Genomic DNA, 18,803 nt, shown 5'->3' with positions numbered 1-18,803 from the left:
TCATTTCATCCTCGCTGGGTCTTCGACGATGGCGCCGCTGGTGCGCAGCTGCCGCACAATGCCGTTATAGGCGGCGTGCAATCCCTGATTGCGGCCGATCTCATGGTCCGACCCTGCCGCTTCCCAGAATGCGATCAGCCAGTCATCCGGGCAGCGCTCGCGCAGCACCCAAAGCGCCAGCGCGACACCGCGGGTCTGCACTTGGCCGTTGGCGGCCGCCGCTTCCCGCAGGACATTAAGCGCGCGCTCGGTGGTCCCCGTCTCGCGGGGTGCTTCATCAGTGGAAATCATGGCTACGGATACGAACAATCTCTTCCTGTTCCTGCGCCGACCCAAAGGGCGGTGAGGCAAGCGTGCGCCCGCGCGGGAATGTCGGGTCGCGCGGGTCGGGCCCGCCGCCATGCGTTGCGCCATCGCCGCGCCCCGGCGCCACGGCGAAATCCATGCGACCGATCGAGCGCAGCATTGCGTCATGATCAGTGATGCGATCGCAGATGATATGGATGACCTCGCCTTCCTTCTGGAGGCGCCCGCGCATCGCGATCATGGAGGCAGACATGACCTGCCGGCGATAGATCTCGAAGCGATCGGGCCATAATATGCCCTGCGCCACGCCGCTCTCGTCCTCGATGGTCACGAACAGCACGCCCTTGGCCGACCCGGGCCGCTGGCGCACGAGAATGACGCCAGCCACCTCGACATTGCGGCCATCGCGAATATTGGCAAGGTCCGCGCATTTGACGATCCGCATAGCATCGAGCTGCTCACGCAGAAACTGCATCGGATGGCCACGCAGGGAGAGCTGGAGCGAGCGATAATCCTCGACCACTTCGCGTCCGGCGGTCATCGAGCGCAACGACACGCCCGGCTCGATCCCTTCGGGCGAAAAGCCATTCTCGCGTTCGTCAGCGGCAGCAAAGAGCGGCAGCGGCGCTTCGCCCAGACCCTTCACTTTCCACAGGCCCTGTCGACGATCCTGCGCAAGGCAGTGAAAGGCATCGGCCTCGGCAAGACGCTCGATCGCGGCGCGCGGCACGCCGGCACGGCGCCAGACCTCCTCGACGCTGTCATAAGGGCCAGGCCCCCTCCCCGCGACGATGGCTGCCCCATGGACGTTGGCTAGCCCCCGCACTTGTCGGAAGCCAAGACGAACCGCCCTGTATCGCCCGCGCCCTGGCTCGAGCGTGCAGTCCCAATGGCTATGGTTGATCGAGACCGGCCGGACCTCGACGCCATGGTCGCGCGCATCGCGAACGATCTGGGCAGGCGCATAGAAGCCCATGGGCTGGGCATTGAGGAGCGCGGCGCAGAAGACGTCAGGATGATGGTACTTCATCCAGCAAGAGGCGTAGGCGATCTTGGCGAACGAGGCCGCGTGGCTCTCAGGGAAGCCGTAGGAACCGAACCCCTCGATCTGCTTGAAGGTCCGTTCGGCAAAGTCCTTGGGATATCCCCGCGCAACCATGCCGCCCACCAGCTTGTCGTAGAAATGGCTGACCCCGCCAGTCAGCTTGAAGGTCGCCATCGCGCGGCGGAGCTGATCGGCCTCGACCGCCGTGAACCCCGCGCCAACGATCGCAACCTTCATGGCCTGCTCCTGGAAGAGCGGCACGCCCAGGGTCTTTTCCAGCACCGCGCGCAGCTCTGGCTTGGGATATTCGGGTTTCTCCTTGCCCTCGCGACGGCGCAAATAAGGATGGACCATGTCGCCCTGGATCGGACCCGGGCGGACGATCGCCACTTCGATAACGAGATCGTAAAATTCCCTCGGCTTCATGCGCGGCAGCATCGACATTTGCGCGCGGGATTCGATCTGGAAGGTGCCCAGCGTGTCGGCTTTCTGGATCATGCCATAGACCTGCGGATCATCATCCTGCAGGTCCGCCATCGTGACCTTGATGCCTTTGTCCTGTTCCAGGAGATTGAAGGCGCGGTTCATGCAGCCAAGCATGCCAAGCCCCAGCACATCGACCTTCATGAACTTGAGCGCGTCGATATCGTCCTTGTCCCATTCGATGATCTGACGATCTTCCATGCGCGCGGGTTCGATCGGCACAAGGTCGTCGAGCCGGTCCTGGGTCAGCACGAAGCCACCAGGATGCTGCGAGAGATGGCGCGGCGTGCCGATTAGTTCGCGGGCCAGCTCCAAGGTCAGCTTGAGGCGATGATCGTCGGCATTGAGATTGAGGCTCTCGATCTGCTCCTGTGGGATGCCGTCCATCGACCAGCCCCACACAAGGCCGGTCAGCATCTTGGTGAGATCGCGGGGGAGCCCAAGCGCCTTGCCGACCTCAGCGACCGCGCCGCGCGTGCGGTATCGGGTGACGACGGCAGTCAGGGCCGAGCGGTCACGGCCGTAGGTCGCATAGATCCACTGGATGATTTCTTCGCGGCGCTCATGTTCGAAATCGACGTCGATATCCGGCGGCTCACGGCGCTCGCCGCTCACAAACCGCTCGAACAGCAGTTCGTGCTGGATCGGATCGATCGAGGTAACGCCCAGCAGATAACACACGCAGCTATTGGCCGCGCTCCCACGCCCTTGGCACAATATGCCGCGCCGGCGGCTCTCGGCGACGATCGAATTGACGGTCAGAAAATAGGGCGCGTAACCCAGTTCGCCGATGAGTTTGAGCTCATGGTCGATCTGCGCGCGGTAGCGCTGCGGGATGCCGTCGGGAAACTTCGCGGCCGCCGCTTTGTGCGTGAGGGCGGCAAGCGCCTCCTGAGCGGTCCGGCCCTCGATCACCTGCTCATAAGGGTATTGATATTGGATCTCGCCAAGATCGAAGGTGCATTGTGCCGCGATGTCGGCGCTGGCCTGGATGGCATCGGGGAAAGCAGCAAAGCGGCGCTCCATCTCGGTCGGCGACTTAAGGTCGCGGTCCATGAACCGTTCGCGGCGGAACCCCAGCTCATCGATCGTGCACCGCTCGCGGATCGCGCTCACCACATCCTGAAGCGGGCGGCGCTGCACACTATGGTAGAGCACATCTCCGGTCGCGACCGAGCGAATGCCGTACTTGCGCGCCAAGGCGTCGAGAAGGTGGAGGCGCTCAGCATCATCGGGTCGGCGGCGCAGCGACAGCGCGCAGAAACCCCGCTCGCCGAACAGCTGGGCAAGCTCGCGCAAATGATCGCCAGCCACATCGTCAGGCATATCGGGCAGCAAGATGCCGACCATGTCTTCGGCATGGGCCGCAACATCTGCCCATTCGAGGATGCACTTGCCCTTGCCGCCACGCTCCTTGCCGATCGACAGCAGCCGCGTCAGCCGCGACCAGGCAGGCCTTGAGCGCGGATAGAGCAGCAGTGCGCGTCCATCCGTCAGCTTGACCCGAGTCCCCGGGATCATTCGGACACCGGTCGTCTTCTGGCCGTCCCATCCGCGCACGACCCCGGCGACCGTCCCCCAGTCCGCAAGCCCCATTGCCCCGTGACCAAGCAACGCGGCGGCCGCGAACAATTCCTCCGGCGAAGATGCGCCGCGCAGGAACGAGAAGTGGCTGGTGACCTGCAGCTCGACATAGGTCGTATCCGGCGTAGCCATCAGCCGAACATCCCGTGCATGTACCAGCTAAGGTCGCCGGTCTGCGCCTCGACGCCATCGCCCCGCCGGAAGATCCAGAAGCGCGCGCCGCCTTGCGCCTCGACCCGAAAATAATCGCGCACGGCCCAGAGCTCATGCGCATTGCGCCACCATTCGCCATGGACGCGCTCGGGACCGTCCCCTGCGACCACCTGGTAGCTCTGCCGGCGCCATGTGAAGCGGCGTGGCGGATGATCGGGCAGCAGCGCGACGACGTTGGAGAGTTGTTCGGGACGCTTGAGCAAGCGCGCCGGCCGCTTCCAGCCCGGCCAGCCCTGGACGCAATCCAGCGGCGAAACCCGGCGCATGGCCCGTTCCGGCACATCGCTTTCTTCGCTCGATATGCGGAATAGCGCCGAAGCGCCTGCCCGCGTCGCCAGCTGATCGACCAGCGGGGCAAGGTCACGCACCTTGGCCGAGGTTTCGAGAAGCGCACCGGCGGCCTGCGCGCCGAGCGGCTCGGCCATCGGCACGACAAGGTGCATGGCCTCGATGCCGAGACCGGGATCGAGTTGCGTCATCCGCAGCGCGAACATGCGCTTCAAATGCTTTCCGTCGCGCGTCGCACGGGATGCGCCGACCCCCAGGCGCTGCGCTGCGCCGTCCACCCGCTCAGCGATCAGCAGCACGTTGCGGGCGCCCAATCCTCGGGCGCGCAGCAAAATGACGAGATCCTCGACAAGATCGCCGATAACCTGGGCGATGCTCTCCGGCGTGCCGATCGGTTCCAGTAGCCGCCGCGTCACCATGGGGGCTTGCGTCGGAACCACCGGGATGATCGGCTCGGCAATGAGGCCGCGCGCCTGATCAAGGCGCTCGACCGTCTTCAGGCCAAGCCGGCGTGCCAGCGGCCCGCGCGGCATGGGATAAAGGTCGGCAATCCGCTCCAGCCCGAACCGGGCTGCGGCGAGCAGCGCGTCTCCTTCAAGACGCAGCGCAGCAATGGGGAGCTCTGCGATGGCTTGGGCTTCCTTGCCCACCTCGAGCAGCGTGATCGCTTCGCTGCCAAACCGCGCGAGCGCGTTTGCCGCACCCGCCGTGCCGGCCACGGCGATCCTCGCCGTGAAGCCAAGCCGCTTCAGGAAAGCGAGCAGCCTGCGGCAGAAGCGCTCTTCGCCGCCGAACAGATGCGTCGTGCCGGTCAGATCGAACCAGAGGCCGTCAGGCCCAGACACGCTGGCCGATGGCGTCCATTGCCGCGCGGCGTGCAGCGCCAGCCGATCGAGCAACGCGCGGTCCGCTTCAGGCTCTGCGTCACGAACTTCCAGATCAGCAACCAACGCTCGGGCATGGGCTCCAGCCATGCCTGGTCGAAGCCCCAGCTCTAACGCCTGCGGACAGGCGGCGGTTATGACATCCTTCTGCCCCGTGCGCGCGACGAGAACGGTCGGCGTACCCCACCAAGTCGCCCAGGTCGGCATTGTGGCTAGCGCGCTGCTGTGACCATCGTCGCTGCGGGCGATATTGTATTTCACGGCCTTGAACGGATGCTCGGCATGCTCGCTTCGCCGACCCATCTCGCGCATCGTGGGACGCTGGTGCGCCGGCAGCGCATCGAGGTCTGACTGCGATGGTCGGCGGCCTAGCGCCCCGTCCCGCGCCCAACGCGCACCCGGTCGCCATCCGCCACCCCGCGGCACCGAGCAGGCGCCAGGATCATCGTCGACCGGCTCTGGAAAGCGTGGGCCTGGCGCAGGCCCGGCCTCAGGCGGCGTAGCTGGCCGCTCGTTCCTGCGCAGGCGCTCGAGCCGGCGTAGCCGTTCGATCGGGAGTTGCGGCAGGAAGAGCGAGGCGACCCGTTGCATCGCACGCCTCCAGTTCGAGGGAAAAAGGATCGCCATTGCGCTGACGGACAAGCTCGACCTGCCAGCGCGGCCGCCCAACGCCCGCCCAGGGAAGACGCTGCGAGGCCGTGCAGCCGATCCGCCAGCGGGTCATGGCTGACGAGGGCACGCTCAGCGGACAGCGATCGCGCGATCGATGGCGCCGGTAAAGCAGCATCGGCGTCCCGCCGTTGGCGGCTGCAAGCTGGAGCCGGCGGGTTGCGGTCATATCTGCCGCTCTCACTTCGGCGATGACGCAGGCGAGCGATCCATCGCGCAAGGCATCCTCGGCCATGGCGAGCACCTCGACGTCCTTGCGGCCTTGCGCGTAGACCAGCTTGTCCGGACCAAGCCCAACCTGCTCGAGGCCAGGGGCATAGAGATCGAAAGCGGTCACGGCCCACAGGACATTGAAGCCGGGCTGACTCGCGAAGCGCGCGGCAATGCTGGCGACGAACAGCGTCGCAGCTGCGTCGTCGTTCAGACTGGCTGAAGCGGCCGCAACCTCATGGAGCCCGCTCCCATCGATACCGTGATCGGCGAGCCGCTCGTCAAGCGCGGACACCCCAAAGCCCAGCGCGTTACCGCGCGCGGCGCGCGAGCACGCGATCTCTGCGCGGAGCGCAGCGAGCGTCTCGGCCGACGGCCGAGGCAAGGCAGAACAGGGTGCAGGCATTGGTCAGCATCGACTCACTTGTTCCCTTTATGTTCCATCCAAGTAGGCCAGTCCGTCAAGCGCCTTGCGACGACAGGATGGTCAGAGCGCCAGCGATGGCTGCTCGGCCTGTTGGTCGGGCGGCGGCCACACTTGCGTGACCTTGAGCATGCCCGCGGGGAGATAAGTGAGGACCTCCTCGGCAGGAACATCGGCATTGAGCCAATCCCCCCATTGCTCGCGCGACAGCGGGATGATCTGCCGGTGATGATAGGGCCTGATGTCATCGCCGGCATCCATGGTCAGCAGCGAAAACGCCTCGCCGACCTTGGGATCATGTTGCCACACGCCGGCCATGCAGAACCAGCGATGATCCTTCATCTCGAACAGCCATTTATCGAGACGCTTGTCCTTTGGACGCGGCATGGCGGGGTCAGTGAACTCGTAGAACCCATCGCACAGAACAAGGCAGCGATTGAGGCTGAGATCGGGGGCCTTCCCGCCAAAGCCTTCGGTTCTCAGATTATAGACCGGGCCTTTCCTGCCCGGCCAACTCCATCGCCGGTTCACCAGTTCGCCCACGGCGCGATAGTTGCCCGGCGGTCGGTCGACGGCGCGAACAATGGGCGCCATGTCGGTCATCCGGATATCGACGCGCGGGTTGTCCTCCGGCACCCCTTCGGGCGTCTCGATGTTGATTTCGAGATCCTCGAAATCATCCATGATCGAGGCAATGTCGACCTCCTGCCGATAGTCATTGCACATGGCTGTCGCTCAACCCTCCTTGCCCGCTCGCAACGTTCTTCCTATGTTCTTGTAATGGCGCTGACACCCTCTCCGTTCGATTCCGATGCGGCAGATGGCACCACCCATCATATCATTCGCATGAAGCCTGACGGATCGGGCAAGCAGGAGCTGGTGAATGCCCATTGGGGAACGAACCCGCGCTTTAGCGACGGGATCTCCTACCGGTTCGTCCAGGCCGAAGAAAAAACCTTCCCCAGCCACCGCTGTCTCGTGCCGGTATCCGACTTCCGGATGAAGGTGGGATCGAAACATTATCGCGTAACGCGCGAGGATGGGAATTTCTTCTATCTGGCCGGTGTCTGGGAGCCGCCGCTTGGGCAATGGCCGCTCGCGTTCAAGGTGATCACCGTATCAGCCAATCCCGAGGTCTCCCGCTATCAGGATCGCCACGGCGCGATCATCGAGCGGCGGCACGCGATGGACTGGCTCTGCGCAACCATGCCAGAGGAAACTCTTCTCGCCACCCCTCCCGCGCACGTCTTCCTTGTTGAGACAGTGGGCAAGAGCTGACCGCTACAAGCGTGCGACCGCAAAACGGCAATTATCGCCGCGACATATCTCAGGACATATTCCACGGCATCGAGCCAACATGTTCACAGCGAGCCGCTCACAGAATTCGGTACATCGGGCGATACTTCTGTGGTCAGGCGCGGCCCCTGCTCCATGCGTCGGCTGAGGGCTTCAACGAACCGCTCCCACCGTTCGCGCCCCTGCGCGCGAACCTCGTCGCGCCCGCTGTCCGGCAACACGGGCATCACGTTCAGCCAATTACGAATGAACAAGGCGAGCGTCTCATTCGACAGAGCAACATGCCATTCAAGACGCCCCAGATCGCGGGTGATACGATCAAGCCGCCGTGAAAGTGCGGCTTCGAGCCGCTCGGCTGCATCGGGCGACAGGAAAGAGTCGAGCGCTGCTTCGATGATCGCAGCCTGACTGGTGCGGCGCGCAATGGCCTGATCGGCGAGCCGACGTGCGATATCGTGACGAAGCCGGATGCTGCGCTTCACCGAGGCCGTTTTCACAGGACAATTCCGTCATCAGGATCGAGCGAGGCGGCACGGGCATTGCGCCCCATGGCGCGATCGGCTTGACGCTTTGCGCGCGCCGCTTCTTCATCCTGCCGATCGTCCTCGGCTCCATCAGGGAGCGCGGGCACTCTGTCGCGTGTGACAATCTCCTCATGCTGGCCGAGGCCTGGCTCAAGGCGAATGCCGGCATTGGCCGGATCAGCGGCATCGCCTTTGCTCGGCTCTTGGCGACCTCCGGCCGGCGCTTCACCAACATTGTCACCCGGCTGCGCTTTTCCAACGTCGGCCTCATTGATCCTTTCCGCGCCCTTCTGCCGATGGCCACCTTCCATCTCGCGATCCGTGCCCCTACCCGTCCCCACTTCGGTCTCCGGCGCCAAAGGTCCGTCGACCGCCTCGAGCGCCGACCAGTCATCCCGAGGCCGCTGCTTGGGATCGCTGGGCGTAATTCTGGGCGGCGTGACCATCCGGCGGGTAAAGCGCGGATCGGTGAAGTAGCGTGCTTTCCGGGCACGGATAGGCGGGATCCCTGCCACCATGACGATTTCCTCGTCGGGCGACAGTTGCATGATCTCGCCGGGCGTGAGCAGCGGCCGAGCGGTTTCGGTGCGCGAGACCATGAGATGGCCAAGCCAGGGCGACAGCCGATGCCCGGCATAATTCTTCATCGCGCGCATCTCGGTCGCGGTGCCGAGCGCGTCCGAAATCCGCTTTGCGGTGCGTTCGTCATTGGTCGCAAACGCTACACGGACATGACAATTATCAAGGATGGCATTGTTCTGCCCGTAGGCCTTCTCGATCTGGTTGAGGCTCTGGGCGATCAGAAAGGCTTTGATCCCGTAGCCCGCCATGAAGGCGAGCGCGCTCTCGAAGAAATCGAGGCGACCCAGCGCCGGAAACTCATCAAGCATCAGCAACAAGCGATGTGAACGGCCCTTGGGCGTCAATTCCTCAGTCAGCCTTCGGCCAACCTGATTGAGAATCAGGCGGATAAGCGGCTTGGTCCGACTGATGTCCGACGGTGGCACGACCAGATAGAGCGAGACCGCCCGTGGTCCGTCCACCAGGTCGGCGATGCGCCAGTCGCAAGAACGCGTGACCTTTGCCACGATCGGGTCGCGATAGAGCCCGAGGAAGGACATGGCGGTGGAGAGCACGCCCGACCGCTCATTCTCCGACTTGTTGAGCAGCTCGCGCGCGGCCGACGCGACCACCGGGTGGACGCCCGCTTTGCCAAGATGCGGCGTGGACATCATTGCGCGTAGCGTGGTCTCAATCGGGCGGCGCGGATCGGAAAGGAAGGCGGCAACGCCCGCCAGCGTTTTGTCTTCCTCGGCATAGAGGACATGGAGGATCGCACCGACCAGCAGCGCATGGCTGGTCTTTTCCCAGTGATTGCGCTTCTCGAGGCTTCCTTCGGGGTCGACCAAAACATCGGCGACATTTTGAACGTCGCGCACTTCCCATACGCCTTTGCGCACTTCGAGCAGCGGATTGTAGGCGGCGCTCGCCGAGTTGGTGGGGTCGAACAGCAGCACACGGCCATGCCGGGCGCGGAAACCAGACGTGAGTTGCCAGTTCTCGCCCTTGATATCATGAACGATGCAGCTTCCCGGCCAGGTCAGCAGCGTCGGAATGACAAGGCCGACGCCTTTGCCCGAGCGGGTCGGTGCGAAACACAGCACATGCTCAGGACCGTCATGGCGCAAATAGTCTCGCGCAAGGCACCCCAGAATGACGCCCTGGTCGCCAAGCATGGTCGCGCGTTTGATCTCACTCTCACTGGCCCAGCGAGCCGACCCGTAGGTTTCGGCCTTCTTCGCCTCGCGCGCACGCCAGACCGACATGACGATCGCAAGAACGATGCCCGCCATCGCGCCCGACACCGCGATGAGCGCGCCCTTCTCAAAGATCTTGGGCGCATAGGCATCGAACCCGAACCACCACCAGAAGAAGGCAGCAGGTGGATAGATCGGCCATGGCCCCAGCCAGAACCAAGGCGCGCCCAGTTCGGCCTGATAGGCCAGCGCATGGGCCGTCCATTGGGTCGCTGCCCAGATGCCGGCCAGCGTCACGCTGAGCACGGCGATGACCTGGCACCAGAGAATTTGGGTGGCCTTCATGAGCCTGGACTCCGTGGACATGGGGAAGGAAGGTTCAAAGGCCCATTCCCCGGCCGCGTCCTAGCGACCAGTCGACGCCGGCGGGGTTCATGGTGCCGCTGATATGTGTGCCCAAATGTTGATCGAGCGCTGGCCGCCAAGGGACGAGCTGGAAGCCGAGCCCGTCGTCGATCATTGCGAACCGGCCCGAAGCCAGCGTCACGCGCTCGCGATAAACGCCGCTCACATAGTCGCCGGCGCCCGATGGCCGATGCACAAGGCCGGTGCGCCGGACGAGAGAGTCGATCTCCTGCTCAACCTCATTGGCCTTGAGCGTTTCGATCAATCCCCGCGCGAACAGAAAGCCTGTGCCGCGTCGTTGGGCGAGCCCAGCGCCTTCGAGATGACGCGCCCGCTCAACTAGGGCGACGCGAATCTCGCCACCGAACCCTTGGCCCAGCGCCAGCGGCTCGCGGGCGATGAGCTGGCGATCGAGCCAGGTTGCACCGGGCGCCTTCACCTGCTCGGCCAATGTCAGGTCGCAGCGCATCGCGAGCGACAGACGGCTATTTCCTCTGGCGTCCTGCCAACTTCGTGTCTCGACGATGGCGCCTGGTTTCGCGTCGCCGGTCATCTCGATATCATTGAAGCGCAAATGATGGATCCGGCCGTCCGTGCCTTCGATCACGGCGTAAGCGGTGCCCATCAGTTCATCGTGCAGTCCCCGCTCGACGAGCCGGCCGATGATGGGATCGTCGGGTGCATCGCCATGCACCGCGAAGCCGCCGGGATCGAAGTTATGACCGCCCGCGCGCATCGCGCGGTGCATGGCCTTGATGATGTCGCCGCGGATGGAGAGATCGCGCAGGGTCTGTTCCGCCTGAGGCCGGATCGACCAGACCGCCGGCCCCTGCCTGGAGGCAAGCCCCAGCCGTTCGAGCCTCGTAGCGCGCCCGATCAGCAGGCGACGCATCTCGGGATCATCTGTGCCGCCAGGACGCAGATCGACCATGCCGCTGACGCCGTCGGCCATCCGTTGCAGCCGCCGGTCGAGACTGGTCCAGCGATCGGCCTCGACCTCCCGTTCGAGCGCGGTGCGAATTTCCTGGTCGGTGCGCAGGCCCAGTTCCGCAGTGACGCGCTCTTCGGCACGGGCGCGCATGCCTTCGCGGATATAGTCGCGGTCGATGACCAGGTCGGCGCCGCGCTCATCGACGCCGCGCACGAGGATATGGATGTGGGGATTGTCAGTGTTCCAGTGATCCACCGCGACCCAGTCGAGCCGGGTGTCGAGATCACGCGCCACGTCTTCCATCAGCTCGCGAGTGAACGCGCGCAGATCGCTTATCTGCACGGCGTCTTCGGGGGAGACAATGAAGCGGAAATGATGTCGATCGTCTTCGCAAGCGTGGGCAAATGCACTGCCGTCCGCCTGATCCGAGCATGCATCGAAAAGGCTGGCGTCGCGTCCATCGCGAGCCACCCCGTCGCGCTTCAAATAGTCGATATGGCGGGCGAGCGGTGCGGAACGGTACTTGGATCCCTTGTGCCGGACGACGCGGGCCTTGATGACCACGCGCCTGGCATTGGCCGGCGACCTGGCTCTCAGCCGCGCGATGCGACCGCGACCATGATGCCCGGTCCCCTTGCCCCGGGAGGCTCCTCTGCGGCTATAGCCTGCTTTTGCCGCCGCCCGGCGGACCTGCGCCGCGAGGCTCTGGGCCTTGCGCCCGGACCCCTTGCCAGCGTCGCGACTCCTTCCCGGCCGCACCTCGAAATCATCGTCGCCGATGGCCATCACATCACCGAAATCCGCGCTGCCACCTGCCAACAGGCTGATGTCACGCGATAATCGGAGAATCGCGCCACCCGGCTGAATATCGTGCCACCTGAAAAAACCGCGCACCTACAACCACATAAGGTCCAGCAGGTGGCGGCCCTTTTATCTCGCCATCCCCTTTTTCCTCCGATGACGATGCACTTATGCCATCCCCTCCGCAGTAAATCCCAACCCTGGCAGCGCCAACAGACGCCACGACCGCTCACGGCTCGCTCCGACCCGAAAGCGGGACGAAAAGGTCGTACGAAGCAGGCGACAAGGAGCGTGGCGGGATTGTCGAGGGCGGCGAAACAGGCGTTGATGTGACGCCGCCCGGCTGCGCGACGGGCGTAGTTTCGCTGACGGCGTCCGTGCGCTCTAATGCGTCGCCGCCGCGCGCGAACAGCGTCGCCTCGCGCCAGGATGGCGCAGCAGGCGGGTGCCCGATAGCAGGCATAGTGTCGAGCGAAGCGACGCCGAACGTGCCGAGGAAGGGCGTGACCTTCGCAACATAGGCGACCGTTTCGGCGGGCAAGGGACGGCCACGCTGGCGCCACTCGTCCACCCTGCCCGGTCCCGCATTATAGGCGGCGAGCGCGGCAGGAATGTCGCCATAGCGATCGACCATTTCGCGCAGATAGGCAGCGCCGGCATGGATATTGGCGCGCACGTTCCAAACATTATCGCCCAGTCCATAACGCGCGGTCAGCATGGCCCATGTGCCTGGCATGATCTGCATGAGGCCGATGGCGCCAGCGCGCGAGATCGCCGCCGCATCGCCCTTGCTCTCGACACGCATGACCGTCCAGATCCATGCCTCCGGAATGCCGAACCGCTGCGCGGCTTCGATCACATGCGCTGCATAAGGATGGGCGGCAGAAATCGCATTCACGGTAGCGGCAGGCGCGGCGGCCCGCACAGCGATGGTCGGGACGAGAACGGTGAAGGCGCCGATCAGGGCGAATGCCCCAGCGAGGCGGCGAGCATGTGAGCTACAACGCGGCGTGAGACGGGTGCGCATAGGTCACTCTGCCTTGGGACGCCGCAGGCGCGGCGACCACAGCAGGACATGCGCATTCTCGTCTTGTTTGGAGCGCAGCAGATTGGCGCGAACCGAACGGATAAGACCCGGACAATCGAGTTGAAGCGCGATGTAGGTGGTGCTCTTGCCTTCATGGTTCCAGCCCGATCCGACCTCCGGGCCAATGCCATCGGGTGCGTCGGCGTCGCGGAGATGAACGCGCCAGTCCGGTGCGCGTTCTTGCCCGGAAAAGCCGGTCGGCACGATCTGCAGCGCGACATCGAGCGTTAGCGTCTGAAGGCGCCCGGTGAAGCCGTCGCCTTGGCTCTGGAAGCAACCTATTTGCATCGAACATCTCCTTGGTGGGTGATGGGGTGAGCCTCCCGTGGGCGCGCCAAACGCCAGCGCAGCGGCGCATCGGGCGCGTCGCGGGTGAGGATCGGCGTCGCACGGCCGATCAGGCCGGACGCCGGGACAGGTCCGAAATAACGGCCGTCCAGACTGTCCGGCGCATCGTTCAGCAGGAACAATTGGTCTGCCCGAAGCCCGCGGCAGCCGCGCCAGACGGGCAACGGTCGGCCTTGGCTGTCGGACGCCCGCGCGATCGCGACCACATGCCCGTCGATCATCACCACCGCGTCGCGGCGGCAAATCGTCGCGCCCGAATAGGCTGCCACATGTTTGAGCAGCGGTATGCCCGCCGGCAGATAATGGCGCTGCGCCATGAACTGCGCGAGCACCGGCGATGGTCGATAAGCGACCAGATCACCGAAGCTTGGCTTCTCACCTGGATAGAGCCGATAGAGGCCGATCGGTGCGCTCGCACTGGCATTCCAGAGCAGGCGCGGCTGCGGCATGAACCATGCCACCGCTGTGAACAGGGCGATGAACGATTGGGCGACGACGAACGTCACCAGCACATAACCGAGGCGGGTCATTGCCCGAGCGCTTTGCGCTTGAGCCAGGCCTGATGACGTTCATGCGTATAGGCCCGCACGCGCTCACCCGCACTCAGGCGGTTGTGCGCGTGGCGCCAGTGATCGGGCGCGACCTCACATGGGTCGAGCCCCACCACTTCGATGGCGTCGATCAGTTCGAGCACCCGCTGAACCTTTGGCCAGCCCTGGATGGAAAGCAGCAATTCGCCGCCGGGCCGCACGAAGGGCGCGGTCGTATACCTTTCTCCGGCGCGCACGGCGCGCAGAATGTCGACACGAGAATGAAGGGTGCCATAGTCACTGGCAGACCAGCGCACGAACGCGAAGAGCGCGTCGGGTCGAAAGCTGACGACGCGCGTCTTTCGGCTGATGATCGTCTCACCCGCGATGCGGCCGAAGCGGATCCAGTGCTCCAGCCGCTTTTCGATCCAGATCAGTTCGACCTCGGTCATGCCCGTCCGCATTGGCGGGACGCGTGTATGCGCGCGGCTGTCGAGCGGTGAATGGGTCATGGCCTGTCTCGGGAAAGAGAGACGAATGCGACCAGGGCGCCGATCAGTGGCAGGCTGCTCGCCATGCGCTCAACGGTGTGGGCCATCAAGTCGGCGTCGATGGTAAGGTTGTTATCGTGCCGAGCTGCGCCGTTACTGGCATCATGCCGCGCGCAGTGACGCGCAGACATCCTCCGCCGCGATTGCCCGCAAGGAACATCCACAGATGCGTGTCGGGTTAGCAAGAGTCCGAAGGACTCTTTGTTAGCATGGTTAGAAGAGTTGCAATTTCGCCCGGATTTTCGGCGACTCGCGGTGGGGCGCGGTTTCCAATAGGCCGAACCTGCGGTTTTCAATCGGCCGAGCAGCGCGGTTTTCAATAGGCCGAGGCTCATCTCCGCTTATCCACAGGCTTGAGCTTGAGGCGCCGCATGGCGCGATCCAAAGGATCGACCGGCGCGGCCACGAAGTTCAGCCGTTCGCGGCCGAAGGCATGCTCGATGGTTAGGACGTAGCCGGGCAACGCCTGGCGGTGGACGATACCGCGAATATCGAAGGCAAATTGTTTGAGCGGTGAGAGCGCCCCGGACTTGCGATACAGATGCGCAACATCGAAGCTCCAGCCCCCTGATTGCTTACCGCCATGCTTGCGAACGATGCGGTAGAGCCAGCGCTCGAGCCCGCCGGTGAGCTGGAAATAGGCGCGGTCGATCGTCAGCACGAGCGCGCGATCAGCGACGCCGGCGTAGAACCAGTCCGGCAGGACCAGTTCTATCCCGAGCGGGCGCCCCTGCCCATCGGCCAGTTCGCGCCATTCATTGATCCAGGAGAAGCGATGGCGGCGGCGTTGGTGCTGCTGGCGGATCGAGGTGGCGACGGTGGTGGACTGAAGCCGGTCAAGCGCCGCCTTCAGGCGATCATAATGATCGCGCCCAGTGCTGCGCCCGATGAAGGTCAAGATTTCGTGCGGCGTGGTCATCATGAGGCGCGAACATGGCCGTCCGGCGTCACGCGCCTCCACAATCTGGCTCGCAGCCCAAATGAGCACATCCGCATCCCAGATGGTCGCCATGCCATGATCGGGGACGGCCTCAACCGAGATCCAGGTTTCACCCATCCGGAAGTCGATGGGCGCGACGCGCTTGCGTTTGGCGAGACTGAAGAACGGCCATGACATGAGATCCTGCGCGTCGCGAGCGGCGAAGTCGCCCGGCATCGAACGGAACAGCTCAAGCTGTGGACGCGCGATCCGCGCACCAACCAGTCGAGACGAATGATCAGCCATAAGTTCAGCGATCCGGGCAAACGACGATGCGCTTGGCGGGCAGGCACACCCCTATTCCCGGATCGGACGTCGAGCGGCGCCGGCCAAGCTCCGCCCAGGCATCGAGCGCCTCGGTCGAATAGACCACCCGGCCGCCCAGCTTGTGAAAGGCAGGACCAGTGCCATAGCAGCGATGTTTTTCGAGCGTACGCGGCGAGAGGCCGAGCCACGCGGCAGCGTCCGGCGTCTTCAGAAATTGCGACTTGTTGGATATGCTTTCAGTCATCGTCTTTCTCCAGCGAGGCCCGGATCACGCGCGGCGGTGATCGACCGTGCTGGAGGAAAGTGGCGAAGAAGGACCGGCAGCAGGGAGCGGCTGTTTAGCGCCTTAGCTTTTTGTCGCACCGGAAGAGCAGCGTCATCCGCGAAGCAGGGTGCGATATCCTCCATTCATGAGGCCCGTCGCCTCATCGATCAGCCGCTGTGTGCGGCGGCGTTCGGCGGAGGATTTCCACTCATTGCCCCGGCCGATCGTCATGGCGGGATAGACATGGCGTCGCGCGATTTCATGGGTCGTGACGCCGGTACGTGCGCGGTCGAGCGTCGAATCGAGAATGTCGAGCAGCATGGACAGGCGTTGCCGCTGAAAGCGCGAGGGCATGGTGCCGGGCGCTCGGCGCATCGGCGGCGCGCCGGCGAGCCTTCGGTCGAGACGCTGGATAGCCGTGCAGCGCAGATCGATGACGTCATCGCGAGGAAGTACATAAGCGAGCGGCCTCCCCTTGCCCGGATCGCGAATCCAGAGCCGGTGGGCGCCGTCGAGATCGGCAAGGACGAGATGGCGTCCGGTCGAGAGCATGCGGTCGGCAAGAATGATCGGCCAGGTGTCGATGTCGAACGGCGCGGTGCCTGCCATTCCGGGAAGGGCTTTATCGAGAATGACGGTCGTGGCGACAAGCGCCGGCTGCCAGAGTGCTGGCTCAGCCCCGGCAAATGCGTCCGGTGGGCATGGGAAAGCTCAGGCCCCATCGCCGGGCCATCACCTCCTGATCCTGCGTTGCTCCCTTCCCGGCGCGCATGATCGTCTGATGATGCGCGCGATAGAGGGGATTGCGTCGCAGAAACTCCTGTGCAAATCCCGGCCGGTCAAGGAGGCGCCGATCATCGTCACTCCCTTGCTCGCCGGGCATGTGCGCTCCCTTTCGAAACTGGAAGCAAAGGCTGCGATCGATCGGATTTCTGCGCTATTCCGATAAAGCGGGAAGTGGCTCCCCAAAAATGGGGATAGCCAGCACTATCTCGTGAGCGTGAAACTGTATGAAGCCCAAGACCGGGAAGCTGGCTCTATCGCGCGCATTGGGATGGGAACGGATCATATTCGCCAATGATTTGGGCGGTACTACCGTCGAACTCGTCCCACGCATGACGCCGAAGCCGCAATCGGTGCGCACGATGACCATGACGGTCATGAGTGTCTGTGCAAGATCCCAAGCAATCGACTGAGCGATGGAAAGCACCATGATCGTAGCACCTGTCGTTCTGCAGCGTGAGATCATCCCTCGATCGACAGGCGCCCCGCTGTTCCGGGGCTGCCTCCTTGCCCAAATTTACCTGTCCCGATCGCGCGCAAACTGGGGGACCGTAAGAGGTGTGACCCAGGGTAGCCGCTGGATGGTCCAATTCTCATATTGCGGATCGAGCCCTGACGCATCGTCGAAGCTCGCGACCGGTAGCTCGATTTCGTCGCCAGTCAGGTTGGCAACGCGCGATCCGCACGCCGGACAATATAGCCTATGATAACCGGTGCTGCTCTCCCATCCTGCATGCTCGCCCAACAGATCGACCGCCCTGCGCGGAAAGACGGCAAAGGCGAGATACGGCGCGCCATGCGCCGTCTGACATGTGAGGCAATGACACAGACCGACGCGAACGGCCCCGCCCCTTGCAACGAGGCGAAGATCTCCGCATGCGCAGCCGCCGAACCGTTCCAGACTATCGATCGTCATGATCAAATAACGCGCAACCGTCGAAGCCGGTCCGGCCAATTTTTGCAGCGGGCACAAATCCTTCGAGGAAGCTCGTGTAATTGCAGCCGGTCATCTTATCTGGGTCTCATGCAGATCTTCACTATCGGGTATGAGGGCGCAACCCAAGCCGAGCTTATTGCGGCCCTGAAGGAGGCGGGCGTCACGTTGCTGGCCGATGTTCGCGCTGTACCACTATCGCGCCGGCCCGGCTTCTCTAAGAATATCCTTGCCGCAGGACTTAAGGACGCCGGGATCGATTATGTCGGGCTGAAGGCACTTGGCACTCCGCCCGAAGGTCGGGAGGCAGCTCGCAGAGGCAACCATGCACGCATGGCGGAAGTTTATTCTGGCCAGCTCGACCTCCCCGAAGCGATCGTCCAGAGCGCACAATTGGTCGAGATGGCGCAAGAGAGGCCCACAGCCCTCCTCTGCTTCGAACGCGACCCGGGCGGCTGTCACCGATCCTTGCTGATCGACGAAATTCTGCCCGGTGCCAAACGCATAGATCTTTATCCCAACAGTACTCGAGCTGCCTGATAGCTATTTCTAAAGAGAATATAGTACGACCGCCATCTGGCCTGCTCGGAACCGGTGTTGGACCTGCTGTCAGCTGAGCGTCTTCGCCATCAGGCGCTCGAGCCGCTCGGCAAAGGGACCCGGATCGGCAGGCGGTTCTGCCGACATAGCACCGTTCGGCGGGCGATTAGAGCCCCCTGAAAGCGGACCTCCGTTCATACGGCCAGGAAGGTCGGGCTTTGGGACAACCCCGTCATTCGCGTGCGAATGACTAAACAGCGAGTTTTGTCGGGAGCTGCCATTCTTAGGATGGCGATGCTGGCCCGAGTGCTTCGATGATGCGGCAATCAGCGACGCTGCCGCCATCGCAGGAATCGATCACAGCCTTGAGTTCTTTCCGGAGCGCCGCAAGGTCAGCCAGCTTGCGATCCACTTCCAGGAGGTGCTCTTTGGCGATCTTGTCGATGCCTGCGCAATCACAGCTGCGATCACCCGAAATGCTTAGCAGCGCCCGAACCTGATCGAGCGAAAACCCAAGGTCGCGGGCGCGCCGGATGAAAGACAGCCGGCTAAGCGCCGCCTGCCCATAATCGCGGTAGTTGCTCGTCGTTCGTGCTGGTTTGGGTAGCAGGCCGATCTTCTCATAATAACGGATCGTCTCGATCTTCGTGGCCGTCGCCTTGCCCATGTCGCCGATCGTAAGTGCCATACCCTTGACCC

The 18,803-nt window shown here is 63.7% G+C and carries 21 protein-coding genes; 2 read left to right on the top strand and 19 right to left on the bottom strand.

Going from position 1 to position 18,803, the window contains the following annotated elements:
- The 5 genes from M2333_RS00970 to M2333_RS00950 form a co-directional block, all read right to left on the bottom strand.
- Positions 1 to 291: a hypothetical protein gene (locus M2333_RS00970; RefSeq protein ID WP_264610551.1), complete on the bottom strand. Its 291-nt coding sequence runs from the start codon at positions 289 to 291 to the stop codon at positions 1 to 3.
- Positions 278 to 3,550, bottom strand: a complete 3,273-nt coding sequence (locus M2333_RS00965; RefSeq protein WP_264610550.1) for an error-prone DNA polymerase — start codon at positions 3,548 to 3,550, stop codon at positions 278 to 280. Before M2333_RS00965 ends, M2333_RS00970 begins: the two co-directional genes overlap by 14 nt.
- The gene (locus M2333_RS00960; RefSeq protein WP_264610549.1) at positions 3,550 to 5,115 is read right to left on the bottom strand and encodes a Y-family DNA polymerase; all 1,566 of its coding nucleotides are present in this window, start codon (positions 5,113 to 5,115) and stop codon (positions 3,550 to 3,552) included. Before M2333_RS00960 ends, M2333_RS00965 begins: the two co-directional genes overlap by 1 nt.
- Positions 5,116 to 5,293: 178 nt before the next feature.
- Complete coding sequence (locus M2333_RS00955; protein ID WP_264610548.1) at positions 5,294 to 6,067, bottom strand: ImuA family protein; 774 nt, start codon at positions 6,065 to 6,067, stop codon at positions 5,294 to 5,296.
- A gap of 102 nt (positions 6,068 to 6,169) precedes the next feature.
- Positions 6,170 to 6,832 (bottom strand): SOS response-associated peptidase family protein, encoded by a 663-nt coding sequence (locus tag M2333_RS00950; protein ID WP_264610547.1) that lies wholly within the window; start codon positions 6,830 to 6,832, stop codon positions 6,170 to 6,172.
- A 54-nt stretch (positions 6,833 to 6,886) separates the two neighbouring features.
- Between M2333_RS00950 and M2333_RS00945 the strand changes: the two genes are divergently transcribed.
- Entirely contained in the window at positions 6,887 to 7,384 is a 498-nt protein-coding gene (locus M2333_RS00945; RefSeq protein ID WP_264610546.1) for an SOS response-associated peptidase family protein, read from the top strand.
- Between the two features lie 83 nt (positions 7,385 to 7,467).
- Here the strand turns inward: M2333_RS00945 and M2333_RS00940 are convergent, their stop codons facing one another.
- From M2333_RS00940 to M2333_RS16955, 13 genes are all read right to left on the bottom strand, one after another.
- On the bottom strand, positions 7,468 to 7,884 hold the full coding sequence (locus M2333_RS00940) for a CopG family transcriptional regulator (protein ID WP_264610545.1): 417 nt from the start codon (positions 7,882 to 7,884) through the stop codon (positions 7,468 to 7,470).
- Positions 7,885 to 7,895: 11 nt separating this feature from the next.
- Entirely contained in the window at positions 7,896 to 10,028 is a 2,133-nt protein-coding gene (locus M2333_RS00935) for a conjugal transfer protein TraG (RefSeq protein WP_264610544.1), read from the bottom strand.
- Positions 10,029 to 10,062: 34 nt separating this feature from the next.
- Positions 10,063 to 11,805 carry a relaxase/mobilization nuclease domain-containing protein gene (locus M2333_RS00930; protein ID WP_264612533.1) on the bottom strand — a complete coding sequence of 581 codons (1,743 nt, stop codon included), beginning with the start codon at positions 11,803 to 11,805 and terminating at the stop codon, positions 10,063 to 10,065.
- Positions 11,806 to 12,049: 244 nt separating this feature from the next.
- Positions 12,050 to 12,847 (bottom strand): lytic transglycosylase domain-containing protein, encoded by a 798-nt coding sequence (locus M2333_RS00925; protein ID WP_264610543.1) that lies wholly within the window; start codon positions 12,845 to 12,847, stop codon positions 12,050 to 12,052.
- Between the two features lie 3 nt (positions 12,848 to 12,850).
- Positions 12,851 to 13,195: a DUF736 domain-containing protein gene (locus tag M2333_RS00920; protein WP_264610542.1), complete on the bottom strand. Its 345-nt coding sequence runs from the start codon at positions 13,193 to 13,195 to the stop codon at positions 12,851 to 12,853.
- Entirely contained in the window at positions 13,186 to 13,785 is a 600-nt protein-coding gene (locus M2333_RS00915) for a S26 family signal peptidase (RefSeq protein ID WP_264610541.1), read from the bottom strand. Before M2333_RS00915 ends, M2333_RS00920 begins: the two co-directional genes overlap by 10 nt.
- On the bottom strand, positions 13,782 to 14,297 hold the full coding sequence (locus M2333_RS00910; RefSeq protein WP_413716464.1) for a DUF2840 domain-containing protein: 516 nt from the start codon (positions 14,295 to 14,297) through the stop codon (positions 13,782 to 13,784). The genes M2333_RS00915 and M2333_RS00910 overlap by 4 nt, the downstream gene beginning before the upstream one ends.
- A gap of 370 nt (positions 14,298 to 14,667) precedes the next feature.
- Positions 14,668 to 15,561 carry a replication initiator protein A gene (locus M2333_RS00905; RefSeq protein ID WP_264610539.1) on the bottom strand — a complete coding sequence of 298 codons (894 nt, stop codon included), beginning with the start codon at positions 15,559 to 15,561 and terminating at the stop codon, positions 14,668 to 14,670.
- A 4-nt stretch (positions 15,562 to 15,565) separates the two neighbouring features.
- The gene (locus M2333_RS00900; protein ID WP_264610538.1) at positions 15,566 to 15,826 is read right to left on the bottom strand and encodes a helix-turn-helix transcriptional regulator; all 261 of its coding nucleotides are present in this window, start codon (positions 15,824 to 15,826) and stop codon (positions 15,566 to 15,568) included.
- A gap of 132 nt (positions 15,827 to 15,958) precedes the next feature.
- On the bottom strand, positions 15,959 to 16,456 hold the full coding sequence (locus tag M2333_RS00895; RefSeq protein WP_264610537.1) for a DUF2285 domain-containing protein: 498 nt from the start codon (positions 16,454 to 16,456) through the stop codon (positions 15,959 to 15,961).
- Positions 16,457 to 16,520: 64 nt separating this feature from the next.
- Positions 16,521 to 16,730 (bottom strand): transcriptional regulator domain-containing protein, encoded by a 210-nt coding sequence (locus tag M2333_RS16960; RefSeq protein ID WP_413716463.1) that lies wholly within the window; start codon positions 16,728 to 16,730, stop codon positions 16,521 to 16,523.
- 54 nt (positions 16,731 to 16,784) lie between these two features.
- Positions 16,785 to 17,060 (bottom strand): hypothetical protein, encoded by a 276-nt coding sequence (locus M2333_RS00890; protein ID WP_264610536.1) that lies wholly within the window; start codon positions 17,058 to 17,060, stop codon positions 16,785 to 16,787.
- Positions 17,061 to 17,147: 87 nt separating this feature from the next.
- On the bottom strand, positions 17,148 to 17,546 hold the full coding sequence (locus M2333_RS16955) for a GFA family protein (protein WP_413716514.1): 399 nt from the start codon (positions 17,544 to 17,546) through the stop codon (positions 17,148 to 17,150).
- Between the two features lie 108 nt (positions 17,547 to 17,654).
- Here M2333_RS16955 and M2333_RS00885 point away from each other — a divergent pair, with 108 nt between their 5' ends.
- Positions 17,655 to 18,104, top strand: a complete 450-nt coding sequence (locus M2333_RS00885) for a DUF488 family protein (RefSeq protein WP_264612532.1) — start codon at positions 17,655 to 17,657, stop codon at positions 18,102 to 18,104.
- A gap of 283 nt (positions 18,105 to 18,387) precedes the next feature.
- Here the strand turns inward: M2333_RS00885 and M2333_RS00880 are convergent, their stop codons facing one another.
- Positions 18,388 to 18,792: a MerR family transcriptional regulator gene (locus M2333_RS00880; RefSeq protein WP_264610535.1), complete on the bottom strand. Its 405-nt coding sequence runs from the start codon at positions 18,790 to 18,792 to the stop codon at positions 18,388 to 18,390.
- Between the last annotated feature and the right edge of the window lie 11 nt (positions 18,793 to 18,803).

Origin of the sequence: Sphingobium sp. B11D3B, assembly GCF_025961735.1 — a bacterium.
GTDB lineage: Bacteria > Pseudomonadota > Alphaproteobacteria > Sphingomonadales > Sphingomonadaceae > Sphingobium.
Note: the sequence above shows the minus strand (reverse complement) of the source record. Positions and strands in the feature narration are given on the sequence as shown.

Coding starts and splice junctions, on each gene's coding strand:
- M2333_RS00960 (WP_264610549.1), bottom strand. CDS start 5,115: ATGCGCGAGATGGGTCGGCGAAGCGAGCATGCCGAGCATCCGTTCAAG.
- M2333_RS00935 (WP_264610544.1), bottom strand. CDS start 10,028: ATGAAGGCCACCCAAATTCTCTGGTGCCAGGTCATCGCCGTGCTCAGC.
- M2333_RS00950 (WP_264610547.1), bottom strand. CDS start 6,832: ATGTGCAATGACTATCGGCAGGAGGTCGACATTGCCTCGATCATGGAT.
- M2333_RS00905 (WP_264610539.1), bottom strand. CDS start 15,561: ATGGCTGATCATTCGTCTCGACTGGTTGGTGCGCGGATCGCGCGTCCA.
- M2333_RS00915 (WP_264610541.1), bottom strand. CDS start 13,785: ATGACCCGCCTCGGTTATGTGCTGGTGACGTTCGTCGTCGCCCAATCG.
- M2333_RS00895 (WP_264610537.1), bottom strand. CDS start 16,456: ATGGCAGGCACCGCGCCGTTCGACATCGACACCTGGCCGATCATTCTT.
- M2333_RS00925 (WP_264610543.1), bottom strand. CDS start 12,847: ATGCGCACCCGTCTCACGCCGCGTTGTAGCTCACATGCTCGCCGCCTC.
- M2333_RS00920 (WP_264610542.1), bottom strand. CDS start 13,195: ATGCAAATAGGTTGCTTCCAGAGCCAAGGCGACGGCTTCACCGGGCGC.
- M2333_RS00965 (WP_264610550.1), bottom strand. CDS start 3,550: ATGGCTACGCCGGATACGACCTATGTCGAGCTGCAGGTCACCAGCCAC.
- M2333_RS00880 (WP_264610535.1), bottom strand. CDS start 18,792: ATGGCACTTACGATCGGCGACATGGGCAAGGCGACGGCCACGAAGATC.
- M2333_RS00885 (WP_264612532.1), top strand. CDS start 17,655: ATGCAGATCTTCACTATCGGGTATGAGGGCGCAACCCAAGCCGAGCTT.
- M2333_RS00910 (WP_413716464.1), bottom strand. CDS start 14,297: ATGACCCATTCACCGCTCGACAGCCGCGCGCATACACGCGTCCCGCCA.
- M2333_RS00970 (WP_264610551.1), bottom strand. CDS start 291: ATGATTTCCACTGATGAAGCACCCCGCGAGACGGGGACCACCGAGCGC.
- M2333_RS16955 (WP_413716514.1), bottom strand. CDS start 17,546: ATGACGATCGATAGTCTGGAACGGTTCGGCGGCTGCGCATGCGGAGAT.
- M2333_RS16960 (WP_413716463.1), bottom strand. CDS start 16,730: ATGCCCGGCGAGCAAGGGAGTGACGATGATCGGCGCCTCCTTGACCGG.
- M2333_RS00945 (WP_264610546.1), top strand. CDS start 6,887: ATGGCGCTGACACCCTCTCCGTTCGATTCCGATGCGGCAGATGGCACC.
- M2333_RS00900 (WP_264610538.1), bottom strand. CDS start 15,826: ATGACTGAAAGCATATCCAACAAGTCGCAATTTCTGAAGACGCCGGAC.
- M2333_RS00930 (WP_264612533.1), bottom strand. CDS start 11,805: ATGGCCATCGGCGACGATGATTTCGAGGTGCGGCCGGGAAGGAGTCGC.
- M2333_RS00890 (WP_264610536.1), bottom strand. CDS start 17,060: ATGGTGCTTTCCATCGCTCAGTCGATTGCTTGGGATCTTGCACAGACA.